We start from the raw sequence: 15,233 nt of genomic DNA, 5'->3' as shown, positions 1-15,233 counted from the left end.
GTGCGGAGGTACGGAGGGCGTGGGGAGGCGCGGCTCGTGCGGGGGTGTCATCGGGCTCCTCCGGTTCAGGGGGTGGTGGCGGTGGAACGTGTGGCCCGGATGAGCCAGAGCGTGGCGGCCAGGCACAGCGCGGAGACGGCGCACAGCAGGAGCGGGACCGCGCGGATCCCGGACCACTCGATGGCCTTGCCGAGCGCCGGTCCGGCCGCGACCCCGCCCACCATGGACGCGGCGATGACCACGGCACCCGCCCGTCGGGCCCGCGGGGCCGCTCGGTGGAGCCACGGCAGGCCGGTGGGGAAGATCGGCGCGATGAACAGGCCGACACCCGCGTACGCGTACGGGGCGAGCCCGGGCAGCGAGGCCAGCAGCAGACAGACCGTCATGCCCGCGCAGGAGACGGTGACGATGGCCCGGTCCGAGTACCGCAGCGCGAGCGGGGCGACCAGGAAGCGGCCGACGGTCATCATCAGCCAGTAGACGGAGGTGGCGGTGGCGGCGACCCCAGCGCCGTATCCGACCGTCTCCAGGTGGGTCGGCTCCCAGCCGCCGACGCCCGCCTCGATGCCCACGTGGAGCACGTAGAGCGCGACGAACACGGCGAGCACCGAGCCGAGGCTACGCCCGAGGACCTGCCCGCCGGCCTCCGCGGGCGCGGGGCCCGCGGGCCCGGGCGCCCGGTCGCGCACGCCCCGCAGGCACAGCAGCAGCGGCAGGTTGGCGGCGGCGAAGCCGAGGAAGACGGCCGGGTAGTGCTCCGCGCCCGCCGCGCCGATCAGCGCCGGGCCGAGGATGGCGCCCACGCCGAAGTGCGCGTTGAGGATGTTGAGCATCGCGGTCGACCGGTGTCCGAAGCCGACGGCGAACAGCTGGTTGAGGCCGTAGTCGATGCCGCCGAAGCCCAGGCCCGCGAGCAGTGCCGCGGCCAGGCCGGCGGGCCAGTTGGGCGCCAGCGCGAAGCCCGCCGCGCCGACGGCCATCAGGAGGTACGAGACGCCGAGGATCCGCCGGTTGCCGACACGCCCGAAGAGGCGGTCGAAGAGCAGCACTCCGGCGACACCGCCGACGAAGTGGGCGCTCAGCCCCAGCCCGGCGCCCGACGGAGAGAGCCCGAACTCCTCGCGGAAGGCCGGGATCGCGGGGCCGTACAGCGCCTGGAGCGCGCCGATGAGCACGAATCCCGCACAGGAGGCGACCACGGCGGCCGGGCTGAAGAGCGCGGCGCCAGGGGGCGACGCCGGGCCCTGCGTCGTTCGTGCTGCTTCCGTGGACACAGGGCGACACGCTCCTCGGGTGGACGGAGCTGTCGATGTTACCGGTAACATTCGAGCCGTCAAGATCCCCGTCCTCCAGGACCCGAGGACGGGGACTACCTGAGGGGGATCACCCGGAGCTGACGGCGGGCTCGAAGGCGCGGGCCACCGCCAGGCTGTCCTCGTACACGTGGTGCCGGACGACCAGGCCGTCCTCGATCGTCAGATGCAGGGCGAACCGGGCGGTGTAGGGGCGTCCGGTCGCCTTGGCCGTCTGGCGGATCACGCCGAGGACGACCGCGTCGGCGCCGTCCACGAGGATCCGCTCGATCCCGGTGGCGGCCTCGCCGGGTACATGATGATCGGCGAGTTCGCGGTAGTGGGCGGCGGCGTCGGCCCGCGTGGACCGGTGGCGGATCCACGGGGTCGCCGCACGGCCGTGCTCGCCCTCGGGCCAGCTCAGCCGCCAGTCCCCCTGCTCGGCGTACAGTTCGGCGATCCGCTCGGGATCGCCCTCCCCGATCCGGCGCAGCAACTCCTCGACCACGGCACGGGTGGACATCGGACGCCCCCTCCTCTTCCGGTTCCGGCACCTGCCCCGACCCCCGGGGCGATCACCACCTTGCCGGAGTCCTTCGCCCGCGGCGATCAGCTGGCAGGTAACGCGCCTGACCGAGGAGGAAGTTGACCTGAAGTCACGCACCCTCGACCGGTCCGTGACGCCGGTACGGACCACCCGTGTCCGCCGGAGCGGATGAATACGGGCGGGGTTGTTGTTCACACTGACAAGGACCATGTACGCGACGATGGGACGGAAACCATGCCTCTGGAGGGCGAGTACGAGCCCAGCCCGACCGACTGGGTACGTGAGCAGGTCGAGCTGTACGAGAGCTCCGGCGGAACCGAGGGAACGACGTTGAGGGACACCGGGCTTCCCGTCGTCGTCCTGACGACGCGCGGCGCGAAGAGTGGCAAGATCCGCAAGACCCCGCTGATGCGCGTGGAGGACGGGGGGCGGTACGCCGCCGTGGCCTCGCTGGGCGGAGCGCCCAAGCACCCGGTCTGGTACCACAACGTCGTCTCCGATCCGCATGTGGAGCTCCAGGACGGCCCGGTGCGACGGGACATGAGGGCCCGTGAGGTCACGGGGGACGAGAAGGCCGAGTGGTGGAAGCGCGCGGTCGCGGCGTTCCCCACGTACGCGGACTACCAGAAGAAGACCGAGCGGGAGATCCCCGTCTTCGTGCTGGAGCCGGTGGACGGCGGCTGACGGAAAAATCTTCGGTTCGGCACGCATGAACCGTCGCCCACGGGGCACCCGCACGTCAGGCCCCGCCGCGCTCCCCCGTCGCGGCGGGGCTTTCTCCTGTCCTGACGGTGGTGTTCCGCCGGCGGGCCGACGCGTCCGTCACGTCGAAGAAGATCTGTTCGGCCGCGGGGACGATGTGGGCGATGGAGCGCTTGATGCGTACGGCGACCTCCTCGACCTCCTCGCTGTCGAGGCCGGGCACCAGGTCGACGCGAGCGGCCACCAGGATCGAGTCGAGACCGAGCTGCATGGTCAGGAACGCCTCCACGCTGTCGATCTCGGGCTGTGCCTCCAGCAGCGAGCGGATCCTGTGGCTCGGTTCCGGGTCGGCGGCCCGGCCGATGAGCTGCTCGCGGGCGTCCCGGCCCAGCCAGTAGGCGACGTACACGAGGAGCGCCCCGATCGCGAGCGAGGCGGACGCCTCCCAGACGACCTGGCCCGTGACCATGTGCAGGGCCATCCCGGCGATCGCGAGGGTCACCCCGAGCACCGCGGTGCCGTCCTCCGCGACGACCGTGCGCAGGGCGGGGTCCCGCAGACCGTCGGCCCCGCCGCCCTGACGGTGCACCTGGTGGAGCGCGCGCAGCAGGGAGGCGCCCTCGGACAGCAGGGCGACGCCGAGCACGACCAGGCCCGCCACATAACCGTCGTACGACTCCTCGGCGCCGCTCGTGAAGGCCTGGACGCCCTGGAAGAAGGAGAAGCAGCCGCCCATCACGAAGATGCCGACGGCCGCGAGCAGCGACCAGAAGAAGCGCTCCTTGCCGTAGCCGAAGGGATGGCGGCTGTCCGCGGGGCGGCGGCTGCGGCGCAGGGCGGCGAGGAGGAACACCTCGTTCATGCTGTCCGCCACCGAGTGCGCCGCCTCGGACAGCAGCGCGGGTGATCCGGCGAGCAGCCCGCCCACCGCCTTGGCCACGGCGATCACGAGGTTCGCCCCCAGCGCCACCAGCACGGTGATCCGGGTCCTGCGGTCCGACCGCGCCTTCCGCTCACGGGCCGTCGTGCGTGTACGACGTGCCCTGCCATGGTCGGGTGCGGGTTGTGCGTCCGAGGGCGTACCGCCGTGCCAGGACGGCTCGTCGTGCGGGCGCAACTCTTCCTCCGTTCGGTCCATCCCGGCCGAATGCCCCGGTCGGCGGGGCTCACACCGAGGTGCGGACCACGTCCGCCAGGGGTACTCGTCCGCCGACACACCGGGAAGGAAGGGGCTCATGACCATCGGCGAGGGGAACAGCGCGTACGGGCACAAGGAGTTCAGGCGGTCCAGGAGCCACTTCACGGACCGTGTCACGGCCGACGGCCGGGACGGCTGGCCGGTGGAGCCCGGCCGCTACCGGCTGGTGGTCAGCCGGGCGTGTCCCTGGGCGAGCCGCGCCGTGATCGTGCGGCGGCTGCTGGGCCTCGACCACGCGCTGTCACTGGCCGTCGCGGACCCGATCCAGGACGACCGCAGCTGGCGGTTCACCCTGGACCCCGACGGCCGCGACCCGGTGCTCGGCATCCGCTTCCTCAAGGAGGCGTACGACGCCCGTGAGACCGGATATCCGGGCGGGGTCAGCGTGCCCGCGATCGTGGACGAGCCGAGCGGGCAGCTGGTCACCAACGACTACCAGCGGATCACCCTCGACCTGGCCACGGAGTGGGCGGCACTGCACCGCGACGGCGCGCCCGACCTGTATCCGGCCGCGCTGCGCGAGGAGATCGACGAGGTGATGGCGGGCGTCTACGAGGATGTCAACAACGGTGTGTACAAGGCGGGTTTCGCCACCCGCCAGAAGGAGTACGAGGAGGCCTGCGCGGCCGTGTTCCGGCGCCTCGAAGTGCTCTCCGAGCGGCTGGCCGGGCAGCGCTATCTGGTCGGTGACACGATCACGGAGGCGGACATCCGCCTGTTCACCACGCTCGTCCGCTTCGACGCCGTGTACCACGGTCACTTCAAGTGCAACCGCTGGAAGCTGGCGGAGGATCCGGTGCTGTGGGCCTATGCCCGCGACCTCTTCCAGACGCCCGGCTTCGGTGACACGGTCGACTTCGACCACATCAAGCGGCATTACCACCAGGTGCACACGGGCATCAACCCGACCGGCATCGTCCCGCTGGGCCCCGATCTGTCCGGCTGGCTCTCCCCGCACGGCCGGGAGGACCTCGGCGGCCGTCCGTTCGGCGACGGGACCCCGCCCGGGCCGGTACGCGCGTCGGAGGTGGTCCCGCCTCAGGGGCGTCCCTGAAGCCGGCACGGCGTCCGCGACCAGTGAAGAGGAGAGGAGAGATCCAGGTGGCCAAGAAGAAGACGAAGCTCCCGCTCGCGTACAAGCCCGTCGGGTTCGTGCTCGGCTGGGTGGGTGGTGCCCTGGCCGGGAAGGCGTTCCGCGCGACGTGGAAGGCCATCCGCCACGAGGACGACGCGCCGGACGCGCTGGACAGGGACCGCAAGTGGGGTGAGGTGCTGCTGGCCGCGGCCCTCCAGGGCGCCATCTTCGCGGTGGTCCGCAGTGCGGTGGACCGCGGGGGTGCGACGGTCATCGAGCGCTCGACGGGGGTGTGGCCCTCGTCCGACTCGCACGGACGGGACTGACGCCCGGCGGGCGGCCTCCGTGCTCTACCGGAAGAGGCTCGACCTCACAGGTTGATCATGTGCCCGGCGATACCCTCGACCGCCTCCTTCATCGCCTCCGACAGCGTCGGGTGCGCGAACACGTTGCGAGCCACCTCGTCGGCCGTCAGGTCCCACATCTGGGCCAGCGTGAGGGCGGGCAGCAGCTCGGTGACCTCGGGTCCGATCATGTGGGCGCCGATGATCTCGTTGTACTTGGCGTCGGCCACGATCTTGACGAAGCCCACGCCCTCGGCCATGCCCCGCGCCTTGCCGTTGGCGGAGAAAGGGAACTGCGCGACCTTCACGTCGTAGCCCCGCTCGCGGGCCTGGGCCTCGGAGTAGCCGAAGGACGCGATCTGCGGCTGGCAGAACGTCGCCCGCGGGATCATGTCGAAGTCGATCTCCTGGGTCTCCGCGTCGGCGATCGTCTCCGCCGCCACGACGCCCATCGCCTCGGCGGTGTGGGCGAGCATGAGCTTGCCCGTGACATCGCCGATCGCGTAGACGCCCTCGACGTTGGTGCGGCCCCGGGCGTCGACCGCGATGGCGCCCCGGTCGGTGAGCTGGACGCCCGTGTTCTCCAGGCCGTAGCCCTCGACGCGCGGCGCGAAGCCGAACGCGGCCAGCATCTTGTCGGCCTCGAGCACCTTGGCCTCGCCGCCGGCGGCCGGGCTGACCGTGACACGGACACCCGAGCCCGTGTCCTCGACCGACTCGACCTTGGTCGAGAGGAGGACGTCGACGCCCAGCTTCTTGTAGTGCCGGAGCAGTTCCTTGGAGACGTCGGCGTCCTCGGTCGGCACCATCCGGTCGAGGAACTCGACGATCGTCACGTCGACGCCGAAGTTCTTCAGGACGTAGGCGAACTCGACGCCGATCGCGCCGGAGCCGCCGATGATGACCGAGCGCGGCAGGTTCTCGTCGAGGATCTGCTCCTCGTAGGTGACGACGTTGGCGCTCTTGCGCATGCCCGGCAGCATCCGCACCTGGGCGCCGGTGGCGATGATGAGGTTGTCGCAGGTGTACGAGGTGGTGGCGCCGTTCGCGTCCCTGACGTCGACCGACTTGGGGCCCGCCAGCGTGCCCCACCCGTTGATCTCGGTGATCTTGTTCTTCTTCATGAGGTAGTGCACGCCCTTGGCACTGGCCTCCGCGACGCTGCGGCTGCGCCGGTGGGTGGCGGCGAAGTCCATCGTGGCGTCGCCGCTGATCCCGAACGTCTTCTTCTCGTGCGTGATGATGTGGGCGATCTCGGCGTTGCGCAGCAGAGCCTTCGAGGGGATGCAGCCGACGTTGAGGCAGACACCGCCCCAGTACTTCTCCTCCACCACGGCAACGGACCTTCCGAGCTGGGCGGCGCGGATAGCGGCGACGTACCCACCGGGGCCGGCGCCAAGAACGAGGACATCGAAGTGGGTCACGGAGCTCACCCTATAACCGCCGTGGTTCCGGTAGGACAGCCGCCCGGCCCGCTCGCGTCAGCCGTGGGCCGGAACGGCCGGAACGCTTCCCTCTCGCGGCTTCACCCCTGCTTGGGTGCCGTGGACCGCAGGCGGCGCACAGTGAAGGAGTGACCGGCCGGGTCGGCGTAACCGCGCTCCTCGAACGCGCCGCCGGGCTCCTTCGCGTCCAGGGGGCGTCCGCCGAGGGAGACGACCTTCCGCTCCGCCTCGTCGAGGTCGTCGACGAGGAAGTCCAGGTGGGCCTGGAGGGAGTTCTCGGGGCGTGGCCAGCTCGGCGGGGTGGCGTTCACATCGCGGCGGAACGCGAGGCGGGTGCCGTCGGCTCCGCGGATCTCGACCCGGTTGGCGCTCGCGTCCGTCTCCTCGGCGTCGAGCAGCTCCGTGTAGAAGGCCGCGAGCTTCTCGGGCTCGGCGCAGTCCAGCACCACGACTCCTGCCTGTACCAGTGCCATTGCTCCTCCGTCGGGGGTCCCGGGCGCGGGCGGCGGTCCGCCCGCGCCTGTGCGCTCCGGGTACCCCGTTGCGGGGAATCAGTCGGTGAACGCCCCTGCTCACCTCCACAGTTGGGCGCGTGCGAGCCGTTCGCGCCGTTCCGGGTCGGTGGCTCCGAGGCCCGTACGGGGTGCCAGGGCGAGGACGCCGACCTTGCCGAGGTGGGCGTTGTCCTGGACCAGCCGGGCGGCCTCCGCGGTCTCCGCGAGCGGGTAGGTGACGGTGAGGGCGGGCTGGAGGTGGCCGATGTCCAGCAGCCGCCCCACCGCGGCCTGTTCGTGCAGATTGGCGCCGTGGCTGCCGATGACCCGCTTCAGCCGCATCCACAGGTAGCGGTTGTCGAACTCGTGCTGATAGCCCGTGCTGGAGCCGCAGGTCACCACGGTCCCGCCGCGCCGTACGACGAACACGGAGATCCCGAAGGTGGCGCGGCCGACGTGCTCGAAGACGATGTGCGGGTCCTCCCCCGTCTCGGACCGGATCCGCCTGCCCAGCCGCTTGCCGACGGCGACCGGGTCGGCCGGGGCGTCGCCGGTGAGGCCGATCTCCTCGCGGTTGATCACCACGTGGCAGCCGAGGCCGCGCGCGTACTCGGCCTTCGTCTCACTGCTGACGACACCCACGGCGATGCCTCCGCCGCCGCGCACGAGCTGGACCGCGTACGCGCCGAGTCCGCCCGCCGCGCCCCAGATCAGCACGATGTCGCCCTGGGTCATCCGGGCGCCCCGGTCGCTGACGAGCATGCGGTAGGCCGTACCGGCGCACAGCGGGTTGGCGGCCGCCTCCTCCCAGGTCAAGTGGGCGGGCTTGGGCAGGAGTTGCGTGGTGCGCACCACGGCGTACTGGGCGAGGCCCCCGTAGTTGGTCTCGAAGCCCCATGCCACCTGGCCGGCGTCCATCATGCCGTCGGCGTGCGTGGCCGGGTCCTCCTCGTCGACGGACACGGGGCTGACGACGACGTGGTCGCCGACCCGCCATCTGCGGACGCCGGACCCGGTGCGCACCACGACCCCCGACGCGTCCGAGCCAACGACGTGGAACGGCCGGTCGTGCCGGGCCGCCCAGCGGTCCGTCTGCGCGAAGTGCTTCAGGAAGGTGAAGGTCGGGATGGGTTCGAACATCGCCGACCAGACGGTGTTGTAGTTGATGCCGCTCGCCATGACCGCCACCAGCACCTCGTTGGGGGCGAGTTCGGGCATCGGTACCGCTCCGACATGGATCGTCTTGCGGACGTCCTTGTCCGCGACCCCGGCGAAACCGCCCACGTCCTCCTCCCGCAGGTGGGCGGCGGTGTACCGGTCGGGCACGGGCAGCTGTTCCAGTTCGGCGCCGGTGGCTCCGGCCACGACGGCCTCGGCTAGGGGGTCCATGGGTGTCCTCCTTCGATCGGCTCGGATCCTTCGGTCAGCTCAGGCCGAGGCCCGCGGCGAGCATCGGCCACGACGCCCTGAACTCCTGCTGCCAGTACGGCCACGCGTGCGCGCCGCCGTTGTAGAAGTGGGTGGTGGCGGGTACGCCGAGCGCGGTGAGCCGCTGGGCGAACCGCTGCGACTGCTCCCACAGCGTCCCTTCGAGCAGGGCCCCTTCGAGGTTGTCGGGGGCGCCGCCGGACTGCCCGGTGCCCTGGGAGAAGTACAGCGGGGTGCCTTTGAGCGCGCCGGCCAGAGCGTAGGGGTTGTGCTGGTCCCAGTTGGCGCGCTGGAGCAGCGACGCCCCCCAGAGGGTCAGCGGGATCAGGGACTCGCGGGCGACGATCGCGCTCATGACGAGCGGCATGCGGGGGGCCGTCGTGTCGAGGATGCCGCTGTACGAGGCCGCCGCGGCGAAGACACCGGGGCGCCGGGCGGCGAAGGCGAACGCGCCGTAGCCGCCGGTCGACACCCCCGCGACGACACGCCTGGTGCCCGCCCGGTAGGTGGTGCGCAGCAGTTCCATGACCTCGTCGACGTGGAACGTCTCGTAGTCCGGGAGGTTGCGTCCGTAGTTCCACCAGTCGGTGGGGATGCCGGTGGGCCCGGAGGACGGCATCACGGCGAGGACGTCCTTGTCGGCGAGGAAGGCGCTGATGTCGGTTTCCCGCGTCCAGGAGGTGTAGTCGTCGTGCGCCCCCTGGAGGAGGTGGAGGACGGGCCAGGTGCGGGTGGGCTCGGCCGCGTACCGGGTCGGCAGGATGACCCGTACTGGCAGGGAGGCGCCGACGGACGGTGACGCGACCGTGAGGTCGACGGTCCGCGCGTCCAGCCATCGCTCGCCGGTGATGCGGGCGCCGGTGGCCGCGCCCGCGGCGGAGGTGGGGCCCACGGCGGTGGTGACGGTCGCGGCGGCTGCCGCGAGGAGGACGGTGCGGCGGGTGGGTCGGGGTACGGGCATGGGGTGGTCCTCGTCTCGTTCCGGTCGTTCCATGGGCCTTGGCGGTTCGGTCAGCCGTCGTCGCTCAGGTCCCGCTTCAGGAGCCGCGCCAGCGTGTCGACGACGGGTGGGTCGAGCAGGGCGAGGTGGTGGCCGGGCAGCGGGGTCACGGTGAGGTCAGCACAGTGCGCGTCCCAGCCGAGGGCGGCGTCCTCGCGCTCGTAGCGGGTGTCGCGGACGGTGTGCGGGGCGGGTTCGCTCGCCCGGTACAGCAGGGTCCTGCCGTGATACGGCCCCGGCCGGTGCCGCTCGCCGCTGCGCAGGTCGAGGTACGAGGTGCGCTGGTGCTCCACCACCGAGGGCGGCGGGTCGACGGCCTCGGCGAGGAGCTTGAGGACGAGGTCGATGCGCGCGGTGTCGTCGAGGGCGGCGAGTTCGTCGTACGGGAGGACGAGCGGGGTGCCGTAGGCGCGCTCCACGTACGCGGCGAACCCTTCGAAGTGGCTCCGCTCGACGTCGGCGGACGTGAGGCCGTCCGGCAGGGGCAGGGGCAGCACCGAGTCGAGGAGGACGAGGGCGGAGACGGTGCCGTGCGGGGCGAGGAGCCGGGCGGTCTCCTGGGCGACGAGACCGCCGTACGACCAGCCGCCCACGATCCAGGGGCCGTCGGGTTCCGTCTCCCGGATCCGGCGGGCGAACTCGGCCGCCCTGCCGGGCACGTCGTCGGGGTCGGGCCGCCGGTCGAAGCCGTACAGCGGGCGGTCTCCGTGGAGGCGTTCGGCGAGGCGGGTGTAGACGTCGGAGTCGCCGCCCGCCGCGTGGCAGAGGAAGAGCGGGGTGCCGGGGCCGCCGGCGGGGAGGCGGCGGAAGGCCTCCGACGGCTCCAGGAGGTCCGCCACCGCCCGCAGTGTGCCGCGCCGCAGCATCACGCCGGGTTCGAGCGTGACGCCGAACTCCCGTTCCACCTCGGCCCGTATCCGTACGGCCGTCAGCGAGTCGAGGCCGAGGTCGGTGAGCGGGGCGTCCGGGTCGAGCCGGTCGGCTCCGTAGCCCATCACCGCGGCCACGCAGCTCCGCAGCCGGGGCAGGGGGCCGGTCTGCGCCGGTTCTCCCGGTTCCGCCGGACGGGTGACCGGCTCCGCGGCGGCCCCGGCCTGCTCCCCGAACCAGAAGCGGCGGTGCCGCCAGCGGGGTGCCGGTACGTCCACGACCCGGCCGCCGAGCCGTTCGCGCAGCCCCGGCACCGGTACTCCGCCCACGAGGAGGGTGGCGAGGGAGGTGCGGAAGGTGAGGGCGTCGTCGGTGTCCTTGCGCAAGGTGGGCACGACGAGCGCGTCCCCGGGCAGGGTGTCGGTCAGGGGGTGCGTCTGTGTGGCGTGCGGGGCGACCTCGACGAAGACGCGGTGTCCGTCCTCGGCGGCGGCGCGCACGGCGTGCAGGAAACGGACGGGCCTGCGCAGGTTGGCGGTCCAGTACGCGGTGTCGTACGCGGCCGCGTCCCGCGGGTCGTCCAGCACCGTCGAGTAGCGCCGGCAGCCGGGCGCCGTGGAACGCACCTCACCGAGCTCCCGGGCGAACTCCCCCAGCAGCGGCTCGACTTCGGCGGAGTGACCGGCGCCCGACACCTTCAGGGGCCGCGCGAACCCGCCCTCGGCCGTCACCCGCGCCACGATCCCGGCGACGTCCTCGGCCGAGCCGGTGACGACGCTCTGCACCGGCGAGGCGTGCACGGCCACGTCGAGGGTCGCCAAGTCCCCCGCCAGAGCACGGATCTGCTCGGCCGACCGGTCCACCACGGCCATCGCCCCGCCCGTGAGCCGGTCGAGGAGCCGGGAGCGGACGGCGACGATCCGCGCTCCCGTCTCCTCGTCCAGGGCTCCCGACACGACCGCCGCGGCGATCTCGCCGAGGGAGTGGCCGATGACGGCGGCGGGCGCGAGGCCGTACGAGCGCCACAGCTCGGCGAGGGCGACCTGGACGCCGTACAGGACGGGCATCACGGCGGCGGGTGACGCGAGGTCGGCGTCGGGGGCGAGGCCCGCGGTGAGGGAGACGTCCGCGTGCCGTCGCAGCAGTGGCTCCAGGCGGGCGACGGCGTCCGCGAACGCCGGTTCGGCCGTGAGGAGTCGACGTCCCATGCCGGGCCACTGCGAGCCGTACCCGGAGAAGACCCACACGGGGTCGCCGTGTGTGCCCTCGCCCGTGACGAGGTGCGGGGACGGCTCCCCCGCGGCCAGGCGGCGCAGTGTCTCGGCCGTCTCGGCGCGGTCGCGGGTGACGAGGGCGGCCCGGTGGCGTCCGCGGCCGGTGCGTCCGGCCAGGGTGTACGCCACGTCGGTGTCGCGGGCGCGCGCGGGCAGCCGGTCGGCGAGCTCGCCCGCGTACGTCCGGACGCGGTCCCGGGTGGGCCCGTCGAGGAGGAGCAGGGCGGGAGCGGTCCGGGACGGCGGCCGGGACGGCCGTGTCTGCCGTGTCTGCCCTGGCGCGGGCCGGTGTTCCGTGAGCACGGCGTGCGCGTTCGTGCCGCCGAACCCGAACGAGGAGACTCCGGCGGTCGCCGTGCCGCCGTAGCGGGGCCAGGGTTCGCGCGAGGTGACGACCCGCAGGCCGAGCGCGTCGAGGTCGGCGTGCGGTCCGGGGCCGGTGAAGTGCAGCTGGGGCGGGATCTCGCCGTGGTGCAGGGCCAGGACGGTCTTGATGAGCCCGGCGATCCCGGCGGCGGCCTCCAGATGGCCGAGGTTGGTCTTGGCGGAGCCGATGAGCAGCGGCTGGTCCGGATCGCGCCCGGTGCCGAGCACCGCGCCGAGCGCGCCCGCCTCGATGGGGTCGCCGAGGGCGGTCCCGGTGCCGTGCGCCTCGACGTAGTCCACGGCCCGGGGCTCGGGGTGCGCCTCGGTGAGGAGGGCGCGCTGGGCCTGGGCGCTGGGGGCGGTCAGGCCGTTGGAGCGGCCGTCGGAGTTGACCGCCGTGGCGCGGACGACGGCCAGGACGCGGTCCCCGTCGCGTTCGGCGTCCGCGAGCCGTTTCAGGACGACGACACCGCACCCCTCGCCCCGGACGATCCCGTCCGCGCGCGCGTCGAACGCCTTGCAGCGCCCGTCGGGCGCGAGCGCGCCCGTCTTCTCGAAAGCGAGCGTGACCGCCGGGGTGAGCAGCAGGTTCACCCCGGCGGCGAGCGCGGTGTCGCACTCGCCCGAGCGCAGGCCGTGGACCGCGTGGTGCAGGGCGACGAGCGACGACGAGCACGCCGTGTCGACGGCCAGGCTCGGTCCGCGCAGGTCCAGGGCGTACGACAGCCGGCCGGCGGCGACGCTCAGGGCACCGCCCGTGGCGGTCCACGCGTCGGGGGCGGTGCTCGTCAGATGGGCGTACTCGTTGCCGCTGATGCCGACGAAGACACCGGTGCGGGTGCCCGCCACGCGGACCGCCGCGTGGTCGAGCGCCTCGCGGGTGACCTCCAGGAGCATGCGGTGCTGCGGGTCCATGGCGGCGGCCTCGTGCGCGCCGATACCGAAGAACTCCGCGTCGAAACCGGCGATGTCGGCGAGGAAGGCACCGTGCCGGGGGGCTTCCGCCGCGCCGGGGAACCGCTCCCACCGCCCCTCCGGGACCGTGCCGACGGCGTCCCGGCCCTCGGTGAGGAGCCGCCAGTACGCGTCGGGCGAGTCGGCGCCGCCGGGGAAGCGGCAGCCGAGGCCGATGACGGCGATGGGGGCGTTCCGGGTGTCGTCGTCCCCCAGGTCCGGAGCCGTGCGGGGAGCGGTCCGGGGCCGCTCGGCGGCGGCCGGGGCCGCGGGCTCCGCGGCAGCGGTTCCCGCCTGCTCCTCCCCCAGCCGCGCGGCCAGCGCGTCGATCGTCCCCGCCTCCCACAGCAGCGTGCTGGGCAGCCGCCGCCCGGCGCGGTCTCCCAGCAGCGCGGCCAGGGCGACCGCGTCCCGTGAGGTGAGTCCCAGTTCCGTCAGGGGCCGGTCGTCGGCGATCTCGTTCGCGGCGAGCCCGTACCAGGCGCCCAGCCGCTCGACGATCACGGCGCGGATCTCCGTCCGGGTCAGGCTCATGGCGGTCACCGGGGCCCCGGCCCGCCGTCGAACCCGCCGTCGAGGAAGCGGGCCCGGCTGGCGGCGCGCGACACTTTTCCGCTGCTCGTCCTGGGCACCGTGCCCGGTGGGACCAGCAGCAGGGTGCCAAGGCGCAGCCCGTGCCGTGCCGACACGGCGCTCCGCACGGTGGCCTCGGCGTCCCGGCGGTCGCCCGGGGTGAGGTGGGCCCCCCTGCGGTGTTCCGCGACCACGACGAGTTCCTCGCCCGCGCCGTCGGTGCCGTCCGCGTCGTCCGGCCGGGACACCCCGAACGCGGCGAGCCGGTCCCTGCGGACCAGGGGGAGGGCTGTCTGGACGGTCTCCTCGATGTCCTGCGGGTAGTGGTTGCGGCCGTCCACGACGAGTACGTCCTTGAGCCGGCCGGTGACGAGGAGCCGCCCCTCGTGCAGGGCGCCCAGGTCGCCGGTGCGCAGCCAGCCCTCGGGGTCGCCGAAGGTGTCGTCCGCGTCGCGTTTCCAGTAGCCGAGCCCGACGTTGGGCCCGCGCAGGCGGATCTCACCGATGTGGCCCTCGGGCCGTTCGCTGCCGTCGGGCCCGGTGATCCGTACCTCCTGCCCGACGGGGGCACCGCACGAGACGAGCACGGCCGCCCCGGGGTCCTGGGACTCCTCGATCCGACCGGCCGCCAGCGCGTCCGGGTCGCAGGCCAGCCTGGTCGGCGGGGCGGTGCGCCGGTCCGCCGTCACGAAGACGGTCGCCTCGGCGAGCCCGTACGCCGGGCAGTGGGCCACCGGGTCGAGTCCGGCCGGGCCGAAGGCGGACTGGAAGCGGTCCACCGTGCCGGGGCGTACCGGCTCGCTGCCGTTGATCAGCACCCGTACGCGTTCGAGGTTCAGCTCCTCGGCCAGGGCCGGGTCGGTGCGGGCCACGCAGTAGTCGTACGCGAAGTTCGGCGCGGCGCTGACCGTGCCGTCGTAACCGCCGAGCAGGCGCAGCCAGCGGGAGGGGTCCTCCAGGAACGCGACGGGGTCCATGAGGACGGACGGGAAGCCGCCGACGACCGGTGCGGCGATGCTGAGGACCAGGCCCATGTCGTGGAAGAGGGGCAGCCAGCCGACCGTGGTGGCGGTGCGCGGGTCGGCGATGAAGGCCTCGATGGCCTGGTGGGCGTTGGCGACGACGTTGGCGTGGCTGATCATCACGCCGGCGGGGGTGCGGGTGGAGCCGGAGGTGTACTGCAGGTACGCGATGTCGTCGGGACCCGGTGACGCGTCGCCGGGTAAGGGGCCCGGGTCGTCGGGTCCGGGGCGCCGTACGGGGAGCTGGTCGACGGCGACGACCGGGGGCTTGGGGAGGCCCTGGCCGCGTACGAAGTCCCGTACCGGGTCCGCGGTCGCCGTGTCGGCGAGCAGGCAGGCGGGTTCGCAGTCGGCGAGGACGGCCGCGAGTCTGCCGTCGTGCCCGCGGAGCTGGGGGCCGAAGAGGGGTACGGCGATCACCCGTGCGTACAGGCAGCCGAGGAACGCCGCCACGTAGTCGAGGCCCTGGGGCAGGACGAGGGCCGCGCGGTCACCGGGTGAGGTGACGGTCGCGAGGTGGTGGGCGACGGCGCGGGCGCGGGCGTCCAGGGCCCGCCAGCCGAGCGTGCGGTGCACTCCCGGGGAGTCGGGGGCGGGGAAGCCGACGTGAGTGAGGGCACGTTGCAGCGGCTGTTGGCGGGACCAGTGC

The 15,233-nt window shown here is 73.1% G+C and carries 12 protein-coding genes; 3 read left to right on the top strand and 9 right to left on the bottom strand.

Going from position 1 to position 15,233, the window contains the following annotated elements; all coding sequences use genetic code 11:
* Positions 1-65: 65 nt before the first annotated feature.
* Positions 66-1,274, bottom strand: a complete 1,209-nt coding sequence (locus FNH04_RS25285) for an MFS transporter (RefSeq protein WP_322723811.1) — start codon at positions 1,272-1,274, stop codon at positions 66-68.
* A 109-nt stretch (positions 1,275-1,383) separates the two neighbouring features.
* A complete protein-coding gene (locus tag FNH04_RS25280; RefSeq protein ID WP_152788011.1) occupies positions 1,384-1,815 on the bottom strand; it encodes a nuclear transport factor 2 family protein in 432 nt (143 codons plus the stop codon).
* Positions 1,816-2,073: 258 nt separating this feature from the next.
* On the opposite strand from FNH04_RS25280, the gene FNH04_RS25275 reads away from it, so the two are divergent.
* Entirely contained in the window at positions 2,074-2,523 is a 450-nt protein-coding gene (locus FNH04_RS25275; RefSeq protein WP_152788009.1) for a nitroreductase family deazaflavin-dependent oxidoreductase, read from the top strand.
* Positions 2,524-2,578: 55 nt separating this feature from the next.
* On the opposite strand, the gene FNH04_RS25270 is transcribed toward FNH04_RS25275, so the two are convergent.
* Complete coding sequence (locus tag FNH04_RS25270; protein ID WP_152788007.1) at positions 2,579-3,679, bottom strand: cation diffusion facilitator family transporter; 1,101 nt, start codon at positions 3,677-3,679, stop codon at positions 2,579-2,581.
* 97 nt (positions 3,680-3,776) lie between these two features.
* On the opposite strand from FNH04_RS25270, the gene FNH04_RS25265 reads away from it, so the two are divergent.
* Together FNH04_RS25265 and FNH04_RS25260 are read left to right on the top strand one after the other, a co-directional pair.
* Positions 3,777-4,793 carry a glutathione S-transferase family protein gene (locus FNH04_RS25265; RefSeq protein WP_152788005.1) on the top strand — a complete coding sequence of 339 codons (1,017 nt, stop codon included), beginning with the start codon at positions 3,777-3,779 and terminating at the stop codon, positions 4,791-4,793.
* Positions 4,794-4,840: 47 nt separating this feature from the next.
* Positions 4,841-5,140, top strand: a complete 300-nt coding sequence (locus FNH04_RS25260; protein WP_322723809.1) for a DUF4235 domain-containing protein — start codon at positions 4,841-4,843, stop codon at positions 5,138-5,140.
* A gap of 44 nt (positions 5,141-5,184) precedes the next feature.
* Here FNH04_RS25260 and lpdA read toward each other — a convergent pair whose 3' ends face one another.
* The 6 genes from lpdA to FNH04_RS25230 all read right to left on the bottom strand — a co-directional run.
* The gene (gene lpdA / locus FNH04_RS25255) at positions 5,185-6,582 is read right to left on the bottom strand and encodes a dihydrolipoyl dehydrogenase (protein WP_322723808.1); all 1,398 of its coding nucleotides are present in this window, start codon (positions 6,580-6,582) and stop codon (positions 5,185-5,187) included.
* Positions 6,583-6,683: 101 nt separating this feature from the next.
* Positions 6,684-7,076 carry a VOC family protein gene (locus FNH04_RS25250; RefSeq protein WP_152787999.1) on the bottom strand — a complete coding sequence of 131 codons (393 nt, stop codon included), beginning with the start codon at positions 7,074-7,076 and terminating at the stop codon, positions 6,684-6,686.
* Between the two features lie 99 nt (positions 7,077-7,175).
* Positions 7,176-8,486 carry a crotonyl-CoA carboxylase/reductase gene (ccrA, locus tag FNH04_RS25245; RefSeq protein ID WP_152787997.1) on the bottom strand — a complete coding sequence of 437 codons (1,311 nt, stop codon included), beginning with the start codon at positions 8,484-8,486 and terminating at the stop codon, positions 7,176-7,178.
* A gap of 34 nt (positions 8,487-8,520) precedes the next feature.
* Positions 8,521-9,486, bottom strand: a complete 966-nt coding sequence (locus FNH04_RS25240; RefSeq protein WP_152787995.1) for an alpha/beta hydrolase — start codon at positions 9,484-9,486, stop codon at positions 8,521-8,523.
* 50 nt (positions 9,487-9,536) lie between these two features.
* Positions 9,537-13,523, bottom strand: a complete 3,987-nt coding sequence (locus FNH04_RS25235) for a type I polyketide synthase (RefSeq protein ID WP_152787993.1) — start codon at positions 13,521-13,523, stop codon at positions 9,537-9,539.
* A 5-nt stretch (positions 13,524-13,528) separates the two neighbouring features.
* Positions 13,529-15,233, bottom strand: a 1,705-nt coding sequence (locus FNH04_RS25230) for a fatty acyl-AMP ligase (protein WP_152787991.1), incomplete at its 5' end; no start/stop codon positions are given.

The sequence above is a fragment of the Streptomyces phyllanthi genome (assembly GCF_009377205.1).
Taxonomy (GTDB): Bacteria; Actinomycetota; Actinomycetes; order Streptomycetales; family Streptomycetaceae; genus Streptomyces; species Streptomyces phyllanthi.
Note: the sequence above shows the minus strand (reverse complement) of the source record. Positions and strands in the feature narration are given on the sequence as shown.

Bases quoted from the DNA above. Each gene is read 5' to 3' on its own strand.
- FNH04_RS25265 (WP_152788005.1), top strand. From the start codon at position 3,777: ATGACCATCGGCGAGGGGAACAGCGCGTACGGGCACAAGGAGTTCAGG.
- FNH04_RS25280 (WP_152788011.1), bottom strand. From the start codon at position 1,815: ATGTCCACCCGTGCCGTGGTCGAGGAGTTGCTGCGCCGGATCGGGGAG.
- FNH04_RS25240 (WP_152787995.1), bottom strand. From the start codon at position 9,486: ATGCCCGTACCCCGACCCACCCGCCGCACCGTCCTCCTCGCGGCAGCC.
- ccrA (WP_152787997.1), bottom strand. From the start codon at position 8,486: ATGGACCCCCTAGCCGAGGCCGTCGTGGCCGGAGCCACCGGCGCCGAA.
- FNH04_RS25275 (WP_152788009.1), top strand. From the start codon at position 2,074: ATGCCTCTGGAGGGCGAGTACGAGCCCAGCCCGACCGACTGGGTACGT.
- FNH04_RS25270 (WP_152788007.1), bottom strand. From the start codon at position 3,679: ATGGACCGAACGGAGGAAGAGTTGCGCCCGCACGACGAGCCGTCCTGG.
- FNH04_RS25235 (WP_152787993.1), bottom strand. From the start codon at position 13,523: ATGAGCCTGACCCGGACGGAGATCCGCGCCGTGATCGTCGAGCGGCTG.
- FNH04_RS25250 (WP_152787999.1), bottom strand. From the start codon at position 7,076: ATGGCACTGGTACAGGCAGGAGTCGTGGTGCTGGACTGCGCCGAGCCC.